Raw genomic sequence first — 21,436 nt, forward strand, 5'->3', positions numbered from 1 at the left:
CCTTAGGCACCTGAGGCCCTTGGTGGCTTCAGGCGATTGCAGTGTGCGTTAGGGCCTGTTGACGCTACCGACACGGCCGCGCCGAGCCCATTTTTGTATAAGGCAAGGCGCGAGCCGCCATGTTTGGTGGCTCCAAACGTAACGTAAGGTGAGAAACGCAGCATCACCGACTCGGATGACATCCATGGCAGCCTCTGGCCCCACTTACCGCTACTACGACTTCGTGATGGCCGCGTTTGTCGCGGTGTTGCTGTGTTCCAACCTCATCGGGGCGGCCAAGGTGGCGCAAGTGACGCTGCCGTTACTGGGTACTGTCACCTTTGCCGCAGGTGTGCTGTTTTTCCCCATTTCCTACGTTTTCGGCGACATACTCACCGAAGTGTATGGCTATGGCCGTGACCGGCGTGTGATCTGGGCGGGTTTTGCCGCGCTGGTGTTCGCGGCGTTCATGTCGGCGACCGTGCTGGTGTTGCCCTCTGCTGCCGATCCGTTCAATGCCGGCTATCAGGTGCATCTGGAGGCGGTGTTCGGCAATACGCCGCGCATCGTGGCCGGTTCGGTGATTGCGTTCTGGTGTGGCAGTTTCGTCAACAGCTATGTGATGGCGCGCATGAAAGTCTGGATGCAAGGACGATCCTTATGGATGCGCACCATCGGTTCGACCCTATGTGGCGAGCTGGTGGATTCGAGCTTGTTCTATGTGATCGCCTTTGCCGGTATCTGGCCGAACGATCAATTGCTGACGGTGATCGTGGCGCAGTATGTCCTGAAGACGGCCTGGGAAGTGGTGATGACGCCGGTGACCTACCGGGTCGTCGCCTTTCTCAAGCACAAGGAAAACGAGGATTATTACGACCGGGATACCAACTTCAACCCGTTCCGGTTGAAGAGCTGAGGCTGAACCTCCGTCCAGCCTCCGTCTTGCTCAGTGCTGCAGGATCTTGGCGAGAAACTGCTGGGCACGTTCGCTGCGCGCAGTGGTATCGCCAAAGAAGGATTCCTTGGCGCAGTCCTCGATGATCTTTCCCTGGTCCATGAAGATCACGCGGCTGGCGACCTTGCGTGCAAAGCCCATCTCGTGGGTCACGCACATCATGGTCATGCCTTCCTGGGCCAGTTGCACCATCACATCCAGCACCTCGTTGACCATTTCCGGGTCCAGCGCCGAAGTCGGTTCGTCGAACAGCATCACGATCGGGTCCATCGCCAGTGCCCGGGCGATGGCCACACGCTGCTGCTGGCCGCCGGAAAGCTGGCCGGGATGCTTGCTGGCGTGATCCTTGAGGCCAACCCGTTCGAGCAGTTGATGCCCTTTCGCGACCGCTTCTGTCTTGTCGCGGCCCAACACCTTGACTGGTGCGATGGTCAGGTTGTCGATGATCGACAAGTGCGGGAACAGTTCGAAGTGCTGGAACACCATGCCCACCCGCGCGCGTAATTTCGGCAGATCGGTCTTCGGGTTGGCCAGCGAGACGCCGTCGACCGCGATATCGCCTTTCTGGAACGGCTCCAGCGCGTTGATGCATTTGATCAGTGTGGACTTGCCGGAGCCGGACGGGCCGCAGACCACGACCACTTCACCCTTCTGGACCTGGGTCGTGCAATCGGTCAGGACTTGGAAGTCACCGTACCATTTGCTCACTTTATCGATAGAAATCATACCGCTAGCCTTTTTTGCAGGTGCTTGACCAACCGCGAAGCGGCGAAGCTGATGAGAAAGTACACCAGGCCGGCAAAGATCAGGAATTCATGAGGCTGGCCGATGTTGTCGCCACGCGAGCGGGCTGTGTTGAGAAAATCCATCAAGCCCACGCTGTACACCAGCGAGGTATCCTGGAACAGGATGATGCTCTGCTGCAGGAGCAGTGGCGTCATCTTGCGAAATGCCTGGGGCAGGATCACCAGGCGCATGCTCTGCCCGTAGCTCATGCCCAGCGCTTGGGCCGCGCTGACCTGGCCCCGGGGAATCGACTGGATGCCGGCGCGGACGATCTCGCAGAAGAACGCTGCCTCGAACATGATGAATGCTGTCAGGCACGAGGCGAAGGCACCGACTGGCGTATCCGCGCCGGTGATCCAGCGCAGTACGAAAGGCACTGCCAGATAGAACCAGATGATCACCAGCAGCAGCGGAATGGAGCGGAAGATATTCACGTAGCCGGTCGCGATTCCCGCCAGCAGCCGGTTGTGCGACAGCCGCAGCAGCGCCAGCAGGGTGCCGAACAGAACGCCGCCCAGCACGCCAAGAACGGTCATCTTCAGCGTCAGTTGCATGCCTTCCCACATGGCCGGGAGTTCATTGGGGATCGGGCTGAAGTCCATCACTTGCCCCCCATGGCGATCAGTCCCGGCACGGCGACTTTTTTCTCCACATAGCGCATCAGCAGCATCAGGCTCATGTTCAGGCTGAAGTAGATCAGCGTGGTGAGAATGAAGGCTTCGAACAGATTGGCGGTGAACTCAGCCGTCTGCCGGGTTTGTGCCAGTAGTTCCATCAGGCCGATCAGCGAGGCTACCGAGGAATTCTTGAAGATATTGAGAAATTCCGACGTAAGCGGCGGAATGATGATGCGAAACGCCTGTGGCAGCAGCACCTGGCGATAGATCTGCGGCAGCCGGAAGCCCAATGCCAGGGCAGTGGAGCTCTGGCCTTTGGGTAACGCCTGGATGCCGGTGCGGACCAGTTCACAGACCCGTGCTGCAGTGAACAGGCCCAGGCAGATGACCACGCTCAAATAGGCCGAGGCGGCCGGACTGAGGTCCAGTTTGTACCATTGTTGGAGCGGCTCGGGCAGCAAATCCGGAATCAGGAAGTACCAGATGAACAGTTGCACCAGCAGTGGCACATTGCGAAAGATTTCCACGTAGACGGTGGCGATGCCGGACAGCCAGCGGTTCGGCACGGTGCGCAGCACGCCGAGCAGCGAGCCCAGCAGCAGGGCGATGGCCCAGCCGACCAGGGCAATGGCGATGGTCCAGCCGAGTCCGTAGATGAACCAGTCGAGGTAGATCTCGCCGGGTTCGAAGGTGGTTTCCCTGAAGAAGACGCCCCAGTCCCAGTTGTAATCCATGGGGGTTTCCCTCCAATCAGACGCAAAGGTGAATACCGCGCCGGCGTATTCCGGCACGCAAAGGCGGGTTACAGCTCTTCGGCGGATTTATCGCTTGGCTCGGCGATCAATTGCTTGAGCTCGTCGCTCATGGGGAAATTTAGATTCAGGCCTTTCGGTGGAATCGGGTGGGTGAACCACTTGGCATAAATGTCATTGATCTCACCAGACGTGTAGGTGGCGATGATGGCATCGTCGACCGCTTTCTTGAAGGCTGCATCTCCCTTGCGCAGCATGCAGGCGTAAATTTCGTGAGACTGTGGCTTGCCGACCACGGCCCAGTCATCGGGCTTGCGCGCCTTGGCCATTTCTCCGGCGAGCAGGGCGTCATCCATCATGAAGGCCACGGCGCGGCCGGATTCGAGCATCAAAAACGCCTCGCTGTGATCTTTGGCTGAGACGATCTTCATGCCCAGGTTCTGCTCGGTGTTGATCGAGCGCAGTATTCGCTCGGAGGTGGTACCGGCGGTGGTCACTACGTTCTTGCCCTTGAGATCGGGAAAATCGTTGATGCCGGAAGTCTTTTGGGTCAGTAGACGAGTACCGACCTCGAAGATGCCGACAGAAAAGTCCACCTGCTTCTGCCGCTCCAGGTTGTTGGTGGTGGAGCCACATTCGAGATCGACGGTGCCATTCTGTACCAGCGGAATCCGCGTCTGCGAGGTGACCAGCGTGTAGCGGGGTTTCAGGTTCGGTGCATCGAGCTGTTTTTTCAGCGCTTCGACGACCTTCAGTTGCAGGTCATGGGAATAACCGATCGGCTCGCGCGAGCTGCCGCCCAGGTAGGAAAAGGGAATGGAGGCGTCGCGGTGGCCAAGGGTGATGGTTCCGGAGTCCTTGATCTTCTTCAGCGTGCCGGTGAGTTCTTCTGCAGCGCAAGCCATGCCGGACGACAGGGTCAGGGCGATGGCGCTGCTCAGCAGGCAAGTGGCGATACGCATGAGTGTTTTCCTCTACTCGTTATGGTGACTGGCGGCGACAGACCGTCCGTCGATTTGGTCTCTTGCATTCGAAGACAGTTCAACTGCCGGAAAGCACCGGTTTTCCGGAAATCACTGTTTGATTCACTGCGGCATGGGTCGCGATAATCGAAGCGGCAGCCAAGCATACCCCATGAATATAGCGGTCCTGCTGCCGAGTGTAGACTCAGCGGCACACTATCATCGCCATGCAGCCGTTGTGCCGGACCGGCAGACTCGCTTGTCGTGTGTTCTGAAGCCGTAAAGGGAAATGCTGACCAGGGTTGATACGGGTACTGGCATCTGGTCTCTGTCGGCATGCGCGATTGCCCGATGGACATACACTGGGCAATCGCGACACGCCATTAAGGACTGAAGAAACATTACGAAAGCCAGGGAAGAGCGCTTTGAACAAGGAAATGCAGTACGACGAGCTGGTTGCTCTTACTTACGAGTGCGTGCTGGACGAAGGGGCCTGGGTGCGACTACTGGCGAGTCTGGCATCGGCGACGGGGCGAGCTCATTCCACTATTTTGTTTTGGAACAGTAAAACCGGCGAGATGCCGCGGATAGATGTCGGGCACTGCCCGATCGATGCCGTGGCTGCCTATAACACCTACTATGCAACGCTTGATCCCTGTCGGAATTTCATGGCTCCTCGCCGTGCCGGACACTGGTATCACGATGTCGAGGAGTTCGGGGCCAGGCGTATTGCCGGCGACCAGTTCTATCAGGATTTCATGAGGCCTTATGGCATGGGTGGAATTTCCTGCATCAAGCTGTATGAACTCGACAATCGCGGAGCCTATCTATCCCTGCTTTCAGCCATCAATGCCGCTGTGCCGGGCCAGGAACAGCAGCAACTGCTGCAACGGCTATCCCGTCATCTGGTGATGGCCGGGCGTTTGTTCGAGCATGTCCAGCAACTGGAGCTGGGCATCGGCAAACGTGATCTACTGCTGAACCAGCACCGGACGCCACTCTGGCTGGTGGATGCCCAAGGCCAACTATTCTTTTGCAACCATGCCGCCGAGCAGCATTTGCGCGAGCCGGCATTTCCCCTGTATCTGCGCCAGAACCAGCTGCTGGCGCGTCAGTCCGCCAGCGTGCTGAGGGCCATGATCCAGGTCGCTGGCGGTAAGCAGGGGCCCGCTCGGGCTGGCTGGTTGCGTCTGTCCGATAACGGGTGCCGCGAGTTACTGATCACGCCTGTGAATGCCGAGACCCGCTTCAATCTGCCGTTCCAGAAGCCACTGGTGATGGTTGCCCTGCTGGAGAATCGGCCCCGAATGCAATTGCTGGTCGACCTGTTTCGGTTGACCTCGGCCGAGATCCGGCTGGCCGAGTTGATCGCTCAGGGCCTTCCCCCCGAGGAATGCGCTGCACGCCTGGGTATCTCGATCAATACCGTACGCACCCAACTGCGCAGCCTGTTCCGCAAGACCGAGACTGAACGGCAGGTAGAGTTGGTGGGATTGTTCGCTCGCCTGGGTGCCTGACAACCAGGCTCTGTGCCAGTAAGGCGATGACTGTGCGACGCAATTGCTGCATGCAGAGCCGGTTCGTCGTGCCTGAACCTTCGACTGGCTGGCGACATGCCTGCCCGTGCCCGGGGTGCCGGTCGGCTGTAATCTTTTTGTCATATTTCGGTCATAGAGTCTTCACGGGGCCTGCCGATACTGGCTGCCAATGACCTGTTACATCCCCGCAAGGAGCAAGGTGAATGAAGCTGAACCGTTTGATGGCGACCCTGACTTTCGTCGCAGCCGGGATTGTCTCTGCCAGTGCCAGCGCCGCCGTCGATCCGGCGCTGAAGAGCTATGAAAAGACCTCCGGTGTTTCCGGCAACCTCTCCAGTGTCGGCTCCGATTCCCTGGCTAACCTGATGACGCTCTGGGCCGAAGAGTTCAAACGCACCTATCCGAACGTAAATGTGCAGATCCAGGCCGCCGGTTCTTCCACCGCGCCGCCGGCACTGACCGAAGGGACCGCCAACCTGGGTCCGATGAGCCGCGCGATGAAGGATAACGAGCTGCAGGCCTTCGAGCACAAGTATGGCTACAAGCCGACCGCGATTCCGGTCGCCATCGATGCCCTTGCCGTGTTCGTCCACAAGGACAACCCGATCAAGAGCCTGGATATCAAACAGGTCGATGCAATTTTCTCCAATACCCGTCTGTGCGGCGGCGAAAAGGACCTCAAGACCTGGGGCGACCTGGGCCTGAGCGGCGAATGGGCCAGCAAGCCGATCCAGCTGTTCGGTCGTAACTCGGTCTCCGGTACCTACGGCTACTTCAAGGAAGAAGCGCTGTGCAAGGGTGACTTCAAGGCCAACGTGAACGAGCAACCGGGTTCGGCTTCGGTGGTGCAGTCCATCTCCGGCACCGTCAATGCCATCGGCTATTCGGGTATCGGTTACCGCACTGCCAGCGTGCGCGCCGTGCCGCTGGTGGCCAAGAAAGGTGGGGAAATCGAAGAGGCCAGCGAGGCCAATGCCCTGTCCGGCAAGTATCCGCTGGCCCGCTTCTTCTATGTCTATGTGAACAAGGCGCCGAACAAGCCCTTGAGCCCGCTCGAAGCTGAATTCGCCAAGCTGGTGCTTTCCAAACAAGGCCAGGAAGTGGTCGTCAAGGACGGCTATATTCCGCTGCCGAAGAAAGTAGTCGACAAGACCCTGAAAGACCTGGGGTTATAATGTCTGACCCGGCCCCATCGGCAGCGATGGGGCCAGCGTTTTGCCCACTGGCATCCTTGATGTCAGGGGGCTTTTTCATGCTTGAGTACTGTAACTTTTCTGTCATGTACCCGATCTACATCGACCATTCCGAATCCAGCCTGGGACTTTTGGCATGACTAACCTGGCTAACGAACACATGGATGCCCGGCCAAGCACCAACCGGCTGGATTTCAATACGCCGGCCCTGCGGCGCCAACGCCGGATCCGCACGCTCAAAGACCGCTTCGCTCGCTGGTATATCACCATCGGTGGAATGGCTGTCCTGGCGGCCATTACCCTGATCTTCTTCTATCTTGGGCAGGTGGTGATGCCGATGTTTCAAGGGGCGAAGATCGCCTCCCATGAATCGATCAAGCCGGCCTGGCTGGCGGCGGCCGGCGAGCCCTTGCTGCTGAGCGTGGAAGAGCAGAATCAGGTCGCCATGCGCCTGGGCAAGGACGGTCAGATACAGTTCTTCGATGTCACCAGCGGTGAATCCATCGCCCGCATGGCCCTGCCGTTGCCGGAGGGTACCCAAGTCGTTTCGTTCGGCGAGGATACGCCCGGCAGCCATCGTCTGGTTCTCGGCCTGAGCAACGGTCAGGCGCTGGTGGTCCAGCATGACTATAAGGTCACCTATCCAGATAATCGCAGAGCCATCACTCCGCAGCTTTCCTATCCTTTCGGCCAGGTACCCATCAGCCTCGACACGCAGGGGCGTCCGCTCGAACAGATCGGTTTCAGTGTGAATGGTTCCTCTCTGGTGCTGGCTGCTGCGACCGGCACTCAGTTGCATGCGCTGAGCCTTTCCAGCACTGAGAATCTGCTGACCGGCGAGACCAGCATCGATGAGGAACGTCTGGAGCTGCCGCAACTGGCCGAGCCTATCGAAAGCATCCTGGTCGATCCGCGCCAGCAATGGCTGTATGCCTTTCATGGCAACACGCACGTGAACGTCATAGACCTGAACCGCAAGCAGCTCAACGGCCGTTACACGCTGACCAGTGCGGGCGCAGTTACCACTGCCAGTCCGCTGCTGGGCGGGATCTCGCTGATGGTTGGCGACTCGGCCGGTACCATCGGCCAGTGGTTCATGGTGCGCGATGCCAACGGCAAACCCGAACTGAAGCTGATCCGCAGCTTCAACCTGGCGGGCAAGCCGATTGTCCAGATCATTCCCGAACAGCGCCGCAAGGGTTTCCTGGCGCTGGATTCGGCGGGCAATCTGGGTATCTTCCATAGTACCGCCCACCGCACCTTGCTGGTCGAGCCGATCACGGATGCTGAAAACACCGCGCTCGGTACGTTGTCGCCGCGCGCCGATCTGCTGCTGGTGGAAAACGGCGGGCAATTCCGCCGGATCGATATCCACAACCCGCACCCGGAAATTTCCTGGAGTGCCCTGTGGGGCAAAGTCTGGTACGAGAGCTACGACCAGCCGCGCTACGTTTGGCAGTCCACTGCGGCCAATACCGATTTCGAACCCAAACTGAGCCTGGCGCCGCTGGCCTTCGGCACCCTGAAGGCAGCCTTCTACGCCATGTTGCTGGCTGCACCGCTGGCGATTTGCGCGGCGATCTACACGGCCTACTTCATGGCGCCGACGATGCGCCGCAAGGTCAAGCCGGTCATCGAATTGATGGAAGCGTTACCGACGGTCATCCTCGGTTTCTTCGCCGGCCTGTTTCTGGCGCCCTATGTGGAAAGCAACCTGCCAGGCATCTTCAGCCTGTTGCTGCTGACGCCGCTCGGTATCCTGTGCGCCGCCTGGCTATGGAGCCGTGCACCGGAAAGCCTGCGCCTGCGAGTGCCGGACGGTTGGGAAAGCGCGCTGCTGATGCCGGTGGTGTTGCTGGTGGGCTTCTTCTCGCTGTCCATGAGCGGTTACCTGGAAAACTGGTTCTTCGGTGGCGACATGCGCCTGTGGCTGACCAACGACATGGGCATTCCCTTCGACCAGCGCAATGCCCTGGTAGTGGGGCTGGCCATGGGTTTTGCGGTGATCCCGAACATTTATTCGATCGCCGAAGACGCCATTTTCAGCGTCCCCCGGAGCCTGACCCTGGGCTCGCTGGCGCTGGGTGCCACACCCTGGCAGAGCCTGAGCCGCGTGGTGATTCTCACCGCCAGCCCGGGCATCTTCTCGGCATTGATGATTGGCATGGGCCGTGCGGTCGGCGAGACCATGATCGTGCTGATGGCCACCGGCAACACGCCGATCATGGATATGAATATCTTCGAAGGTCTGCGCACCCTGGCGGCTAACGTCGCGGTGGAAATGCCCGAATCCGAAGTTGGCAGCAGCCATTACCGCGTGTTGTTCCTGGCGGCACTGGTACTGCTGACCTTCACTTTCGTGATGAACACGCTGGCAGAGCTGATTCGTCAGCGTCTGCGCGGCAAATATGCATCGCTCTGAGGCAGGGAAGCTTATGTCCGCAAAGCAGAAAGACCTGAAAACCTGGTTCAGGAGCGGTGCCCCCTGGATCTGGATGAATGCCGGGGCGGTGACCATCGCCGTACTCATGACGCTGGGCCTGCTGTCGTTGATCGCCGTACGCGGCCTGGGGCATTTCTGGCCAGCTGATGTCATCGAGGCTGAATACCGTGTGCCGGGTCAGGAGAGCCGCTTGATTGCCGGCGAGGTGGTCGAGGCGGAACAGGTGCCGCGTGCGCGCCTGGCTGCTTCCGGCCTGCCGGTAGAAGCCGTGGGTGGTGAATTCATGACCCGCGAGTTGCTCAAGGTCGGCAACCGGGAAATCTACGGCGCCGATTTCACCTGGCTGATCGGCGAATGGCTGAGCAATCAGCAGAAACCGGATGGTCTGGTCGTCCTGGAGCGCCGCGAGTGGGGCAATTTCTACGGTTATCCACTGGCGCTCAAGGAAAACGGCCAGGTGGTTGCCGAAGGCGCCGCAATCATGCCCGAGCTGTTGAAGCGTATCGAGCGAACCAACGAACTGATCGAGCGACTCGCCATTCTTGAACGGGGCGACATCGGCCATATCAACCATGGCCTGGAACGACTGCGTCTGGAGCGTCGTTCGCTGGAACTGAAAGGCCGCTTGGATGCGGCTGTCGAAGCCGATCTCCAGGCCCGGCGGGCCGAATGGGATATCCGCTACCAGGCGTTGGAGTCGCAACTGACGGAACTGCACCGCGAGTTGTCCCGCGACAGCATGACGATGCGCACTACCGATGGTCGCGAGCAGGAAATCCAGGTCGCCAAGATCGTGCGCGCCTTCCAGCCGAACGCCATGTCGCTGCCGGCGAAACTGGGCCATTATTTCGTCAAGCTCTGGGAATTCGTCAGCGACGAGCCACGCGAGGCGAACACCGAAGGCGGGGTCTTCCCGGCGATCTTCGGTACGGTGCTGATGACCCTGATCATGGCAGTGATCGTCACGCCATTCGGGGTGGTCGCGGCCGTCTACCTGCGCGAATATGCCAAGCAAGGCTGGCTGACCCGCGTAATCCGCATTGCGGTGAACAACCTGGCCGGCGTACCGGCAATTGTCTACGGTGTGTTCGGCCTGGGCTTCTTCGTCTACGTGTTGGGCGGCTCCATCGATCGCTTGTTCTTCCCCGAAGCCTTGCCGGCACCGACCTTTGGCACGCCGGGCCTGATGTGGGCATCGGTGACCCTGGCGATCCTGACCCTGCCAGTGGTGATCGTCGCTACCGAAGAAGGTCTGGCGCGCATCCCGCGGATGATCCGCGAAGGTTCGCTGGCGCTTGGCGCGACCAAGTCGGAAACCCTCTGGCGCGTGGTCATCCCCATGGCCAGCCCGGCGATGATGACTGGCCTGATTCTGGCTGTGGCGCGTGCTGCCGGCGAAGTAGCGCCGCTGATGCTGGTCGGGGTGGTCAAGCTGGCACCGTCGCTGCCACTGAATGGCAACTACCCGTACCTACACCTGGACCAGAAGATCATGCACCTGGGCTTCCATATCTACGACGTCGGTTTCCAGAGCCCCAATGTCGAGGCTGCGCGTCCGCTGGTCTACGCTACGGCACTGCTGCTGGTGCTGGTTATCGCGTTGTTGAACCTGTCGGCGGTCTATATCCGCAACCACCTGCGGGAAAAGTACAAAGCTCTGGACCACTAAACCAGGAGTCGGATAACGCGCTGGAGGCTGGACGAGTCGCTTTTTCGTCCAACCGCCAGCCTCCAGCGACCTACGGAGGTATTCTCATGTCAGAAATGTCCAGCCACGGCATCGACATCTCCGCTCTCGGGCGGGACAAGCGCAATCTGAATCTGGAAAGCGAGTCGGTAGCCATCCAGGTCAATCACCTGAACCTGTTCTACGGACACAAGCAGGCGCTGTTCGATGTCTGCATGCCGATCTCCCGGCAGCGCGTGACGGCCTTCATCGGTCCGTCCGGTTGCGGCAAGTCCACGCTCTTGCGCTGTTTCAACCGGATGAACGATCTGGTCGACGGTTGTCGCATCGAGGGTGAGATCAATCTCGACGGTCACAACATCTACCGCAAAGGTGAAGATGTGACCGATCTGCGCCGGCGGGTCGGCATGGTATTCCAGAAGCCCAATCCGTTTCCCAAGAGCATCTACGAGAATGTGATCTACGGTCTGCGCATCCAGGGTATCAAGCAGAAGCGCGTGCTCGACGAAACCGTCGAATGGGCGCTCAAGGGCGCAGCGCTGTGGGACGAAGTGAAGGATCGCCTGCACGAGTCGGCACTGGGCTTGTCCGGCGGCCAACAGCAGCGCCTGGTGATTGCTCGTACCATCGCCGTGCAGCCGGAAGTACTGCTGCTCGACGAACCCAGCTCAGCGCTCGATCCGATCTCCTCGCTCAAGGTCGAGGAGCTGATCTACGAGCTGAAATCCAAGTACACCATCGTCATCGTCACCCACAACATGCAGCAGGCAGCGCGGGTGTCCGACTACACGGCCTTCATGTACATGGGCAAGCTGATCGAATACGGCGACACCGATACGCTGTTCACCAATCCGGCGAAGAAGCAGACGGAAGACTACATCACGGGCCGTTACGGTTAACGGTAACAGCACGATCAAAGGCGCTGGCGGCTGAAGGTTGGGCGAAGCGGCTTTTTCGTCCAGCCTTCAGCCGCCAGTCTTCAACGGCTCTTGGAGTTTTGACGATGAACAAAGACAGCCACACGCAACATATTTCCCAGCAGTTCAACACCGAGCTGGAAGAGGTTCGCAGCCATCTGCTGGCCATGGGCGGTCTGGTCGAGAAGCAGGTGAACGATGCCGTCAATGCGCTGATCCAGGCTGACTCGGGGCTGGCCGAGCAGGTGCGGGACATTGATGACCAGATCAACCTGATGGAGCGCAACATCGACGAGGAATGCGTACGCATCCTCGCCCGGCGCCAGCCGGCGGCGTCGGATCTGCGCTTGATCATCAGCATTTCCAAATCGGTGATCGACCTGGAGCGGATCGGCGACGAGGCGACCAAGATTGCCAAACGCGCCATCCTGCTGAGCGAGGAGGGCGAGGCACCGCGTGGCTACGTGGAGGTTCGTCATATCGGCGAGCAGGTGCGCAAGATGGTGCAGGAAGCATTGGACTCCTTTGCCCGCTTCGACGCCGAACTGGCATTGTCGGTCGTGCAGTACGACAAGAATGTCGACCGCGAGTACAAGACGGCCCTGCGCGAACTGGCGACCTACATGATGGAAGACCCGCGCTCGATCTCTCGCGTGCTCAACGTGATCTGGGCACTGCGTTCACTGGAGCGGATCGGTGACCATGCACGCAATATCGCCCAGCTGGTCATCTACCTGATTCGTGGCACCGATGTCCGTCATATGAAAATGGAAGAAAAGCGCAAAGAGGTCGAGGGCATCCTGCAAGACAAGGCTTGAGCTGGGCCTTGTGCCGATACCAGGGAGTCTCTGCAGCCATGCAGGTCATCCCTGAACCGGGAGTCTGCCTTGAAGCGGGGTGCCGATAGCCAGACACCCCGCTTCACCCGAAATCCAAGGCCTTGAGGCAAGGATTCGGGGTGGCAGCGGTCACTCGACCAGTGGAATATCGCGAGTGTTGGCCAGCAGGCTGATGGCGTCGAGCTGATCTTCTATTTGCAGGAAGCGCAGTGAGCGCTTCGGCGAGACTTCCTTGGCAATACGCTTGGCATATTTTTCTTTCAGCTCCTGGCGATCGTCCTGCAGATCGAGCAGCCTTTTCTGCAGCTTGGCGGCGGTTTCGTCATTCACCGAATCCGTATCGTAGACGCGAGCATAGTCGAGTATCAGGGCGATGGCCTCCTTGCTCAGCTTGTCCGCCTCGGTGCGATAGGTGTTGTAGATCGGCCAGAATGCCTCGCCCTCCTGGGCAGACAGATTCATGTTGGCCTCGACGATCTGCTTGCGCCGATAGTCGATGTCGGCGATCCGATTCTGGATGGCGGACTTGTTTTCCTGCATGACTTGCTTGGTGGTCGGCTCGTCGTCGGCGACGGCGAACAGGGGCAGGCTGGCAAAGGCGAGCAGGGCGAAGAGAGAGCGCTTGGACATGCGGGTTCCTTGTTTACGGATAAGATCTTTCAGTGATTTACGGTAGATAGTCTAGATCGCCTTGGGCGACTGGTTGGCTGACTTTGGTTGGGTTGTGCGGTAATGACTGATTCAGCATGGCCGATGGGCATGACGCTTTGGGCGTCTTGAAAAACGGTGAAAGAACGACCGACTTCACATTGGGAGCGTCGGTCGCTCGCCTGGAGCTGATGGCGCTGTTAGTGTCCGCTGCGAATTTTCAACCTTCAGATTGCAGTCATGCTGAAGCGAATCCTTCTTCTCGGTTTTCTGGCTGTACTGGCCACTCCAACCCCTGCCTTGACCATCTACAAGTACACCGACGCCAACGGTGTGGTGACTTATGGTGATCGCCCCGTATCCGGTGCGCAGATATTCGTCTTCCGGGATCGCATGGTCGAGCGCTTCGATACTCAGGTTCGCCTGGAAACGAGCAAACAAGGCGATGGCGAAATTCTCTCGGTGCGTAACGATTTGTTTGCGCCGGTGAATGTCGAGTTCAAGCTCACCAACGTGCGCAATGTCGACGGTGCATTAGGCAAGCCTATCCATCTGGTACTGGCTCCACGCAGCCGGGTCCGCCTGGCCGCACTGATGCCCCGCGATGCAAGCCAGCCGATGTTCTATACGCCGAAACTGCACCATTCGCTGGGGGACCCGCGTTTGCAGCCTTCGGCCTACCGCTACCCCCTGCCCTGGCGGGGTGGTCCGTTTCGCCTGACCCAGGGCGCCAACGGCCAGTACAGCCACTTCACGCCCAAGGGCCGTTACGCGCTGGATATCGCCATGCCGGAAGGGACACGGATCGTCGCCGCGCGCGCCGGCACGGTGGTGAAGATCGAAAACGACCAGAGCGGCAAAGGCCGTGACCCATCCGGCAACTTCGTGCGCGTGCTGCATGACGATGGCACGATGAGTGTCTATCTGCACTTGATGCACGGCTCGGTCAGCGTTCGGGAAGGCCAGTTGGTCGAGGTTGGCCAACCTATCGCGCGCTCCGGCAATACCGGCAACAGCACCGGGCCGCACTTGCACTTCGTCGTGCAGCGCAACGTCGGTGGGGAATTGTTATCCATCCCCTTCGAGTTCGCCCAGGCGGTGGATAGCCTGCCGAACTTCGCGGTGGGGGGAGAATAAGGTGGCAGGCCACAGGTTGCAGGTAAACGCAAAGAAAAAGCTTGAGCGATAAAGCCTTACTCGAGACTGAATGGCCTTTTCAGTCCAGCTTCAGCACCTTTGCCAGGACGATCTTCGGTCCTTTCATCTTCTTGACGATGATGCGCAGGCCGGCAACCTGGGTCACGTCGTCCGGTTCCGGGACTTTTCTCATCGTTTCGTAGATGAGGCCGGCCAGGGTTTCCGCCTCGATATCGTCCAGATCCACGCCCAGCAGGCGTTCGATCTTGAACAGGGGGGTATCGCCGCGTACCAGCAGCTTGCCGGGCTGATAGGCGAGGATGCTGCGCTCGGCCTTGCGGTGCTCGTCCTGGATATCGCCGACCAGCGCTTCCAGCACGTCCTCCATGGTCAGATAGCCGATCACCTTGCGGTCGCCTTCCTCGACCAGCGCAAAATGCGAGCCGCCCTGGCGGAAGCGGTCCAGCAGCTCGGACAGCGGCATGTGCTTGGAAACACGCTCGATCGGGTGTAGCAAATCGTCCAGTTTTAGCGCTGTGGGCAGCATTTCCAGCAGGGAAAGGTGCAGCAGCAGGTCTTTGATATGCAGCACGCCGACGTAATCGTTGGTGGCCTCGTCATAGACGGGATAACGACTGTACTTGTGTCGACGGAAGACGCTGAACACTTCATCGAGCGGTGAATTACGCTCCAGGGAGACGAGATCCTCGCGGGAATTGGCCCAGTCCACTACTTCCAGCTCGCCCAGCTCCACTGCCGAAGCCAGCACCCGCATATCCTGGTCGGTTGGATCGTGGGCGCGGTTGGAGTGAAGGATCAGCTTCAGCTCATCGCGGCTGTAATGATGCTCGTGGAGTCCTTCCTGCTCACCCTGGCCGACGATGCGCAGGATGGCGTTGGCGCTGGCGTTGAGCAGCCAGATCGCAGGAAACATCAGCCAGTAGAACAGGTACAGCGGAACGGCCGTCCATAGCGACAGCAATTCCGGCTTGCGGATCGCCCAGGATTTCGGTGCCAGCTCGCCGATCACGATATGCAGGTAGGAAATGATGAAAAAGGCAGCGATGAAGGCAGCGCTATGGATGAGCGCTTCCGAGGTGATGCCCAGCTTGACCATCAAGGGTTCGAGCAGATGGGCGAAAGCCGGTTCGCCGACCCAGCCGAGCCCTAGCGATGCCAGGGTAATGCCTAGCTGACAGGCTGACAGGTAGGCATCCAGTTGGCCGTGTACCTTGCGCAGGATATTGCCGCGCCAGCCGTGCCGGGCAGCGATGGCTTCCACCTTGGTCGCGCGCAGCTTGACCATGGCGAACTCGGCTGCAACGAAGAATCCGTTGAGCAGGACGAGGAAGAAGGCGAACAACAGCAGGCCGATATCGGCGTAATAGGTGAGGGTCGAGCTGGGAGAAGGGTCCATGGATGCGTCGATGAGTGAAGGTTACGTCCGCAAGATGAAGGCTGTACCTTTTTTATGCAAGAGGAACGATTCCGGTTCGTGGATATAAACCGATTTGTTTCGGTAATTCCCGGGACTTTCACCGTCGCCCGATCTTTTGCATCCGGGGTGCCCTGTATGCTTGCGGCACTTCTCCGGTCAGCCGTGACCGGGGGCGCGTCACGCCTGATATAACGGTTCCCGCTTGCCTGCGCTGCCCATCGCAGCGCTCAAGTATGACGCGATATCAGGTGGACTGCTGCGGCTGCCTGATTGAGCACTTGTCTCTTTGTCAGCTGTTCGGGTTGCGTGCCCGGGCGTCAAAATTCTTCTAGCACGATTTTTCCCTTTGCCTTGCCGCTTTCCAGCAAGGCGTGGGCGCGGCGCAGATTGGCAACGGTGATGGTCCCGAAGTGTTCGCTCAGGGTGGTTTGCAGCACACCTGTGTCGATCAGGATGGAAACGCGCTCCAGCAGTTCGTGCTGGCGGATCATGTCGGCCGTCTCGAACAGCGAGCGGGTAAACATGAATTCCCAATGCAACGCCAGGCATTTGCGTTTCATGGGCGCCACGTCAAGCTGTTCGGGGTCGTCGATCAGGGCCAGATGGCCTTGCGGCTTCAACACTTCGATCAGTTGCAGATAATGCGCATCCGTATGGGTCAGGCTGGCCACGTAGTCGACTTCCTTTATGCCGATACGCTGGAGCTCTTCCACCAATGGACGATGATGGTCGATGATCTGATGCGCCCCCAGCGCGTGGACCCACTGGCGGGTTTCTGGTCGCGACGCCGTGCCGATCACCTGCAGCCGGGTCAAACGGCGGGCCAGCTGGGTCAGCATGGAGCCGACGCCACCCGCCGCTCCGACGATCAGCAGCGTTGCGCCATCGCCGCCGTTTTCGGCAATGGCGAGCCGATCGAACAGCAGTTCCCAGGCCGTGATGGACGTCAGTGGCAGTGCAGCCGCCTGGGCGAAACCGATCGCGGTTGGCTTGTGGCCGACGATGCGTTCGTCCACCAGTTGAAACTCGCTGTTGCTGCCGGTACGGGTGAGCGATCCGGCGTAGAACACTTCATCGCCCGGCTTGAACAGGCTGACCGCAGCGCCGACTTCGCGCACTATGCCGGCGGCATCCCAGCCAAGCACACGCGGTTCGCTAACCGCCATGTTCCGGCGGACCTTGGTATCGACCGGATTGACCGAGACGGCGCGGACTTCTACCAGCAGGTCACGCGGCCCCGGTACGGGCCTGGGCAGTTCGATTTCGATCAACGCACGTGGGTCGTCGATGGCGAGGCCGTGCTGGGGGTAGGCGATAGCTTTCATACTTGATCTCCCTGAATCGCTCTGGAACTCTCTAGTGGTTTGTCTACACGATAGCCGGGGATCATGGTCGCGTGCATCGAGGCGGGTAAAAAGCCATAGGACCATGCAACACTTTCACTCAAGGAGTGTAAATGATCCGTCTGGAAGACCTCGCCTTGTTCGTACGCACGACTGCGCACGGCAGCTTTTCCGGCGCGGCGCGTGAAATGAATCTGTTGCCGGCACAGGTCAGCGCGGCGATCAAGCGTCTGGAGCGCGAACTCGATATCCGCCTGTTCGCCCGCTCGACCCGCAGCCTGCGCCTGACCGCCGAAGGCGAGCAGTACCTGCCCTATGCGCGCAAGATGCTCGATACCCTGCATGAAGCGCAGCAGTGCCTCCAGCGGGAAAAGACCGAGCTCCAGGGGACCCTGCAGATCGCTGCGCCCTCTGATTTCGGTCGCAACCTGCTGTTGCCCTGGCTGAGCGACTTGCGGCGCAACCATCCGCAGTTGTCCCTGCGGGTATTGCTGTCGGACCAGATTGCCGATGTCTTCCGCGCGCCGGTGGATGCGGCGATCCGTTACGGCCGAATCGCGGACGCCAGCTTCATCGCCCTGCCTCTGGCCCCGGACAATCAGCGGGTATTGGTGGCTGCACCGGCCTATCTCGAACACCACGGACAGCCCGCAACCCTGACGGCGTTGGCACAACATCGTTGCCTGTTGTTCCAGATTCGTGGCCGGGTTCACGACCGTTGGGTATTCCAGGAAAACGGTACGCAGCGCCAGGTAGTGGTATCCGGATCGATGATCAGCGACGACGCCGAAGTGGTTCGGCGCTGGGCGCTGGCCGGCGAAGGTATTGCCTACAAATCCTGGCTCGACGTCAGCCAGGACGTGCGTGAAGGGCGTTTGCAGGTTCTGCTCGAGCAGTGCGGCGGTGAACCGGCGCCGTTGCAGTTGGTCTGTCCGCATCGCCAGCAGTTCTCACCGGCGATCCAGCAGCTGTATGCCTTGGTGAAGGCGCGCTGTGCGCAGCTGACGAGAAATCCGTGAACCTGCGATCTATATCGGGTTTTCGAGTACCGGCCTGGCACGTCCCAGATACCGCAACAGGGCGAACAGCCCCAGCGAGACCAGCCCGAGCAGAAACGAGAGCACAGCGGCTCGCTCGAATTCGCCGCTGCTGACCGAATTGTAGATTTCCAGAGAAATGGTCGAGGTGCGGCCACTGACGTTGCCACCGATCATCAGGGTGATACCGACCTCGCCCAGTGAGCGACCGAGTGCGAGCAGCAGGCCGGTGATCAGTATCCGGCGGATATTGGGCAGCAATACCCGGAGAAAGATCTGCCATTCGTTCTTGCCCAAGACCCGCGCCGCCTCGGCCAGCCGGCCGGAGACATTTTCCAGCGCCGACTGGACCGGCTTGACCACCAGCGGCAGGCCGGCGACTACCGAGGCAATCAGCACGCCGCTGAAAGAGAACACCACTTCCGTATTCCAGTAGGTGCCCAGCCAGCCACCAACAGGCCCGCGCCGCCCAAGTAACATCAGCAGCAGAAAGCCAGTGGCGACCGGCGGGAACATCAATGGCAAGGTCACCAGCAGATCGACCAGCTCCCGGCCGAACCAGCGGGGCCGCGATAACGCATAGCCAAGCAGCAGGCCCAGGATCAGATGAATACCCAGCGTGGTAAGCGCCACCCTGGCAGTCAGGGACAGCGCGTGAATGACGTGTGGCTCGGTTAGTACCGTCGCGATGTCGTTCATGCCGGCTTTTATAGTCCATGCCTGGCGAGAATGGTCTTGGCTTCCGACGTTTCGAGGAATGCAGCCATCTCGCTGACGCCAGCAAGCTTCTCCCGCCCCGCAATGACTCCGCCGACGATGCGAATCTCGTCGTATAACCCGGGGTCGAGCTCCAGGTAGCCACCGATCTGATTGCGTATGCCGATTGCCTCGGTCAGGTTGATGAAACCGGCATCCACCTCGCCACTGACCAGATAGGCCGAGACCTGGGGTACGGTGGCGACGGTCAGCAGGTTGGCATGCAGTTGCGCCACCAGACCGCTACGCTCGAGATATTCGCTGCCGGCCTTGCCATAGATGGCATAGCGCAAATCGGGGATGGCGATTCGCTGAAAAGCCGGTTCGGCCAGATCCTCTGCCTTTTCCAGGGTCTTATCGGTCGGCCAGGCAATGACCAGTCGGCCACGACCCGCCGGCAAGAAGCGGGAAAACTTCAGCCGGTTATTGCTTTCCAGATAACTCTGGTCACCGAAGATCATCGACAACTGATCACTTTGCACCGCCTGAGTCAGGACTTGCCCCAGGTTGCCGAAATGATATTCCATCCGGATTCCCGAGCTATGTTCGAAAGCCGTGGCCAGTTCGCTGATCAGTCGCTTGTAGCCGGCGCCAGCGGCGACCGACAAGGTTTCGGCAGTGGCGTTCTGCCAGATGCTGCCAGCCAGCATCAATACAGCCACACCGAGCAAACGGCGCAGGCCGGAAAAGCCAGAGAGGGACATTCGTGAACTCCATTCATCGATATTGGAAATCGCTGCAGGGCCGGACAGTCCGAGCCGTGCCCCTTCGGCGACACGCGGTATATTGCCATATGGCGTTGGCGGCAACTTGATGCGAGTCGCGCCGTTGCCGTGCTCATAGACACCACCGAGCAGAACCATCCAAGGGTGATAACGAATACCTTCGCCTGATGGTCGATCTCCAGCTTTTCTCCTGGAGCCGTTATGCTCTGCCTTTTCCCAACCGACCGAGGTTCAGCGTGCGTCTGGCTATATTCGATCTCGACAACACCCTGCTGGCCGGCGACAGCGACCATGCCTGGGGCGAATACATCTGCAATCGGGGCCTGGTAGACACCGAAGCCTACCGGGCACGCAACAATGGCTTCTATCAGGATTACCAGGCCGGTAGGCTGGATGTGCTGGCCTATCAGTCGTTTTGCCAGGAAATTCTGAGTCGTAGCGACATGCACCAGCTACACGAATGGCATCGGGAGTTCATGCGCGATCATCTGGAGCCGATCATCCTGGCCAGGGGCGAGAGGCTGGTGCGCGAGCATCAGGAGGCTGGCGATCTGGTGATGATCATTACCGCCACCAATCGCTTCATCACTGGTCCCATCGCCACCCGCCTGGGCGTCGAAATCCTGCTCGCCACCGAATGCGAAATGCGCGATGGTCGCTATACCGGCCAGGTCACCGACGTGCCCTGCTACCAGGCCGGCAAGGTCACCCGCCTGGAACGCTGGCTGGCGCAAACCGGTCATGACCTGCACGACAGCTATTTCTACAGCGATTCGCACAACGACCTGCCCTTGCTGGAACGTGTCACGCACGCCGTGGCGGTCGACCCGGACCCGACCTTGCGCGTCGAAGCCGAAAAGCGCGGCTGGAAGGTGATTTCATTGAGGGAAGACCGCTAGCGGCAAGCTGCAGGCCGCTAGATTTTCAGCTTTTCCCGCAGCAGGTCCAGGATGCGCCGGACGACACCCTGTCCGGGGCAATCCTTTGGATCGAGCGGGCCGACATAGGGGTTGCCCCAGCCCATGGCGCAGCCGACCTGCCGGTTGCGCCAGCGCTCCCACTCGTTGACCGGGTACATGCGGTTCCAGGCTTCGTAGGTCTTGCGGTCCTGCGCGGACAGTCGCAGCTTGTAGCGGTCGGCCATATACAGATAGATCCGCGCCGAAGCGCCGCGTACCGCTTGCGGCGGCATGGCGGTTTTCTGTTCGGAGTCGATTACCATCTGGCAGGCGCCGTACTGGCTCGGTTTTTTCTCCAGCATGCCCAATGCATAGTTGGAGCGATCGCCGTTCACTTCGCCAATACTTGGCACCAGATTATGCAGATCGGCTTCGGCCGCGCTGAACACCGGATCGTTGGCCGAGCAGTTCTTGCGTCCGCCATGCTGCCAGCACTGGCGCTGATGGCCGATTACCCAGGCCGGCACGATATGCTCCCATTCCAGACGCGCCGCACGGGTGGGTTGCTTGCGTGGCTTGTAGCCACAACTGGCCAGATTCACCTTGTTGCCGTCGTAATGGCAGCCGCAATAGAAGGTGATCGGGCGCTTTTCATAGATCGTCTCGGCGATCTTCTTGGCTTCGCTGAAGGTTTTGGGTGGCTCCGGCTTTGCTCCGGTAAACACGATCGCCAGGATGGAAGCACCGAGGCCGAGCAGGGCGGTGAGGGTTGTGCGACGCATGGA

General features: G+C 59.7%; 20 protein-coding genes. 10 read left to right on the forward strand and 10 right to left on the reverse strand.

The window, feature by feature from the left end; all coding sequences use genetic code 11:
• The first annotated feature begins 184 nt into the window (after positions 1-184).
• Positions 185-895 (forward strand): queuosine precursor transporter, encoded by a 711-nt coding sequence (locus tag FHR87_RS08690; RefSeq protein WP_221189784.1) that lies wholly within the window; start codon positions 185-187, stop codon positions 893-895.
• A gap of 30 nt (positions 896-925) precedes the next feature.
• On the opposite strand, the gene FHR87_RS08695 is transcribed toward FHR87_RS08690, so the two are convergent.
• The 4 genes from FHR87_RS08695 to FHR87_RS08710 form a co-directional block, all read right to left on the reverse strand.
• The gene (locus FHR87_RS08695; RefSeq protein WP_183166333.1) at positions 926-1,660 is read right to left on the reverse strand and encodes an amino acid ABC transporter ATP-binding protein; all 735 of its coding nucleotides are present in this window, start codon (positions 1,658-1,660) and stop codon (positions 926-928) included.
• Positions 1,657-2,325, reverse strand: a complete 669-nt coding sequence (locus FHR87_RS08700) for an ABC transporter permease subunit (protein ID WP_183166334.1) — start codon at positions 2,323-2,325, stop codon at positions 1,657-1,659. The genes FHR87_RS08695 and FHR87_RS08700 overlap by 4 nt, the downstream gene beginning before the upstream one ends.
• Positions 2,322-3,071: an amino acid ABC transporter permease gene (locus FHR87_RS08705; protein ID WP_183166335.1), complete on the reverse strand. Its 750-nt coding sequence runs from the start codon at positions 3,069-3,071 to the stop codon at positions 2,322-2,324. The genes FHR87_RS08700 and FHR87_RS08705 overlap by 4 nt, the downstream gene beginning before the upstream one ends.
• A 68-nt stretch (positions 3,072-3,139) precedes the next feature.
• On the reverse strand, positions 3,140-4,051 hold the full coding sequence (locus tag FHR87_RS08710; RefSeq protein ID WP_183166336.1) for a glutamate/aspartate ABC transporter substrate-binding protein: 912 nt from the start codon (positions 4,049-4,051) through the stop codon (positions 3,140-3,142).
• 425 nt (positions 4,052-4,476) lie between these two features.
• On the opposite strand from FHR87_RS08710, the gene FHR87_RS08715 reads away from it, so the two are divergent.
• The 6 genes from FHR87_RS08715 (at position 4,477) to phoU (ending at position 12,647) form a co-directional block, all read left to right on the forward strand.
• Positions 4,477-5,568, forward strand: coding sequence for a helix-turn-helix transcriptional regulator (locus tag FHR87_RS08715; RefSeq protein ID WP_246335906.1), 1,092 nt, complete (start codon positions 4,477-4,479; stop codon positions 5,566-5,568).
• A 224-nt stretch (positions 5,569-5,792) separates the two neighbouring features.
• A complete protein-coding gene (locus FHR87_RS08720) occupies positions 5,793-6,764 on the forward strand; it encodes a phosphate ABC transporter substrate-binding protein PstS family protein (RefSeq protein ID WP_183166337.1) in 972 nt (323 codons plus the stop codon).
• A gap of 154 nt (positions 6,765-6,918) precedes the next feature.
• Entirely contained in the window at positions 6,919-9,204 is a 2,286-nt protein-coding gene (locus FHR87_RS08725) for an ABC transporter permease subunit (protein WP_183166338.1), read from the forward strand.
• 13 nt (positions 9,205-9,217) lie between these two features.
• Positions 9,218-10,894 carry a phosphate ABC transporter permease PstA gene (gene pstA / locus FHR87_RS08730; RefSeq protein WP_183166339.1) on the forward strand — a complete coding sequence of 559 codons (1,677 nt, stop codon included), beginning with the start codon at positions 9,218-9,220 and terminating at the stop codon, positions 10,892-10,894.
• Between the two features lie 86 nt (positions 10,895-10,980).
• The gene (gene pstB / locus FHR87_RS08735) at positions 10,981-11,811 is read left to right on the forward strand and encodes a phosphate ABC transporter ATP-binding protein PstB (protein ID WP_183166340.1); all 831 of its coding nucleotides are present in this window, start codon (positions 10,981-10,983) and stop codon (positions 11,809-11,811) included.
• A 104-nt stretch (positions 11,812-11,915) separates the two neighbouring features.
• Positions 11,916-12,647 carry a phosphate signaling complex protein PhoU gene (gene phoU, locus FHR87_RS08740; RefSeq protein ID WP_183166341.1) on the forward strand — a complete coding sequence of 244 codons (732 nt, stop codon included), beginning with the start codon at positions 11,916-11,918 and terminating at the stop codon, positions 12,645-12,647.
• 150 nt (positions 12,648-12,797) lie between these two features.
• Here phoU and FHR87_RS08745 read toward each other — a convergent pair whose 3' ends face one another.
• Positions 12,798-13,298: a transcriptional regulator gene (locus tag FHR87_RS08745; protein ID WP_183166342.1), complete on the reverse strand. Its 501-nt coding sequence runs from the start codon at positions 13,296-13,298 to the stop codon at positions 12,798-12,800.
• A 258-nt stretch (positions 13,299-13,556) separates the two neighbouring features.
• Between FHR87_RS08745 and FHR87_RS08750 the strand changes: the two genes are divergently transcribed.
• Positions 13,557-14,453, forward strand: coding sequence for a peptidoglycan DD-metalloendopeptidase family protein (locus tag FHR87_RS08750; protein WP_183166343.1), 897 nt, complete (start codon positions 13,557-13,559; stop codon positions 14,451-14,453).
• Between the two features lie 79 nt (positions 14,454-14,532).
• Here the strand turns inward: FHR87_RS08750 and FHR87_RS08755 are convergent, their stop codons facing one another.
• Together FHR87_RS08755 and FHR87_RS08760 are read right to left on the reverse strand one after the other, a co-directional pair.
• Complete coding sequence (locus FHR87_RS08755) at positions 14,533-15,870, reverse strand: hemolysin family protein (RefSeq protein WP_183166344.1); 1,338 nt, start codon at positions 15,868-15,870, stop codon at positions 14,533-14,535.
• A 338-nt stretch (positions 15,871-16,208) separates the two neighbouring features.
• Positions 16,209-17,216, reverse strand: coding sequence for a zinc-binding alcohol dehydrogenase family protein (locus tag FHR87_RS08760; protein WP_183166345.1), 1,008 nt, complete (start codon positions 17,214-17,216; stop codon positions 16,209-16,211).
• A gap of 131 nt (positions 17,217-17,347) precedes the next feature.
• Between FHR87_RS08760 and FHR87_RS08765 the strand changes: the two genes are divergently transcribed.
• Complete coding sequence (locus FHR87_RS08765) at positions 17,348-18,253, forward strand: LysR family transcriptional regulator (protein WP_183166346.1); 906 nt, start codon at positions 17,348-17,350, stop codon at positions 18,251-18,253.
• Positions 18,254-18,262: 9 nt separating this feature from the next.
• Here the strand turns inward: FHR87_RS08765 and modB are convergent, their stop codons facing one another.
• Both modB and modA read right to left on the reverse strand, forming a co-directional pair.
• A complete protein-coding gene (gene modB, locus FHR87_RS08770; RefSeq protein WP_183166347.1) occupies positions 18,263-18,970 on the reverse strand; it encodes a molybdate ABC transporter permease subunit in 708 nt (235 codons plus the stop codon).
• An 8-nt stretch (positions 18,971-18,978) separates the two neighbouring features.
• Positions 18,979-19,731: a molybdate ABC transporter substrate-binding protein gene (gene modA / locus FHR87_RS08775; protein WP_183166348.1), complete on the reverse strand. Its 753-nt coding sequence runs from the start codon at positions 19,729-19,731 to the stop codon at positions 18,979-18,981.
• Positions 19,732-19,988: 257 nt separating this feature from the next.
• Here modA and FHR87_RS08780 point away from each other — a divergent pair, with 257 nt between their 5' ends.
• Positions 19,989-20,651, forward strand: a complete 663-nt coding sequence (locus FHR87_RS08780) for a histidinol-phosphatase (RefSeq protein WP_183166349.1) — start codon at positions 19,989-19,991, stop codon at positions 20,649-20,651.
• Positions 20,652-20,668: 17 nt separating this feature from the next.
• Here the strand turns inward: FHR87_RS08780 and FHR87_RS08785 are convergent, their stop codons facing one another.
• Positions 20,669-21,433, reverse strand: coding sequence for an endonuclease (locus FHR87_RS08785; RefSeq protein WP_183166350.1), 765 nt, complete (start codon positions 21,431-21,433; stop codon positions 20,669-20,671).
• Positions 21,434-21,436 lie beyond the last annotated feature (3 nt).

The sequence above is a fragment of the Azomonas macrocytogenes genome (assembly GCF_014191985.1).
In the GTDB taxonomy this organism is placed as follows: domain Bacteria; phylum Pseudomonadota; class Gammaproteobacteria; order Pseudomonadales; family Pseudomonadaceae; genus Azomonas; species Azomonas macrocytogenes.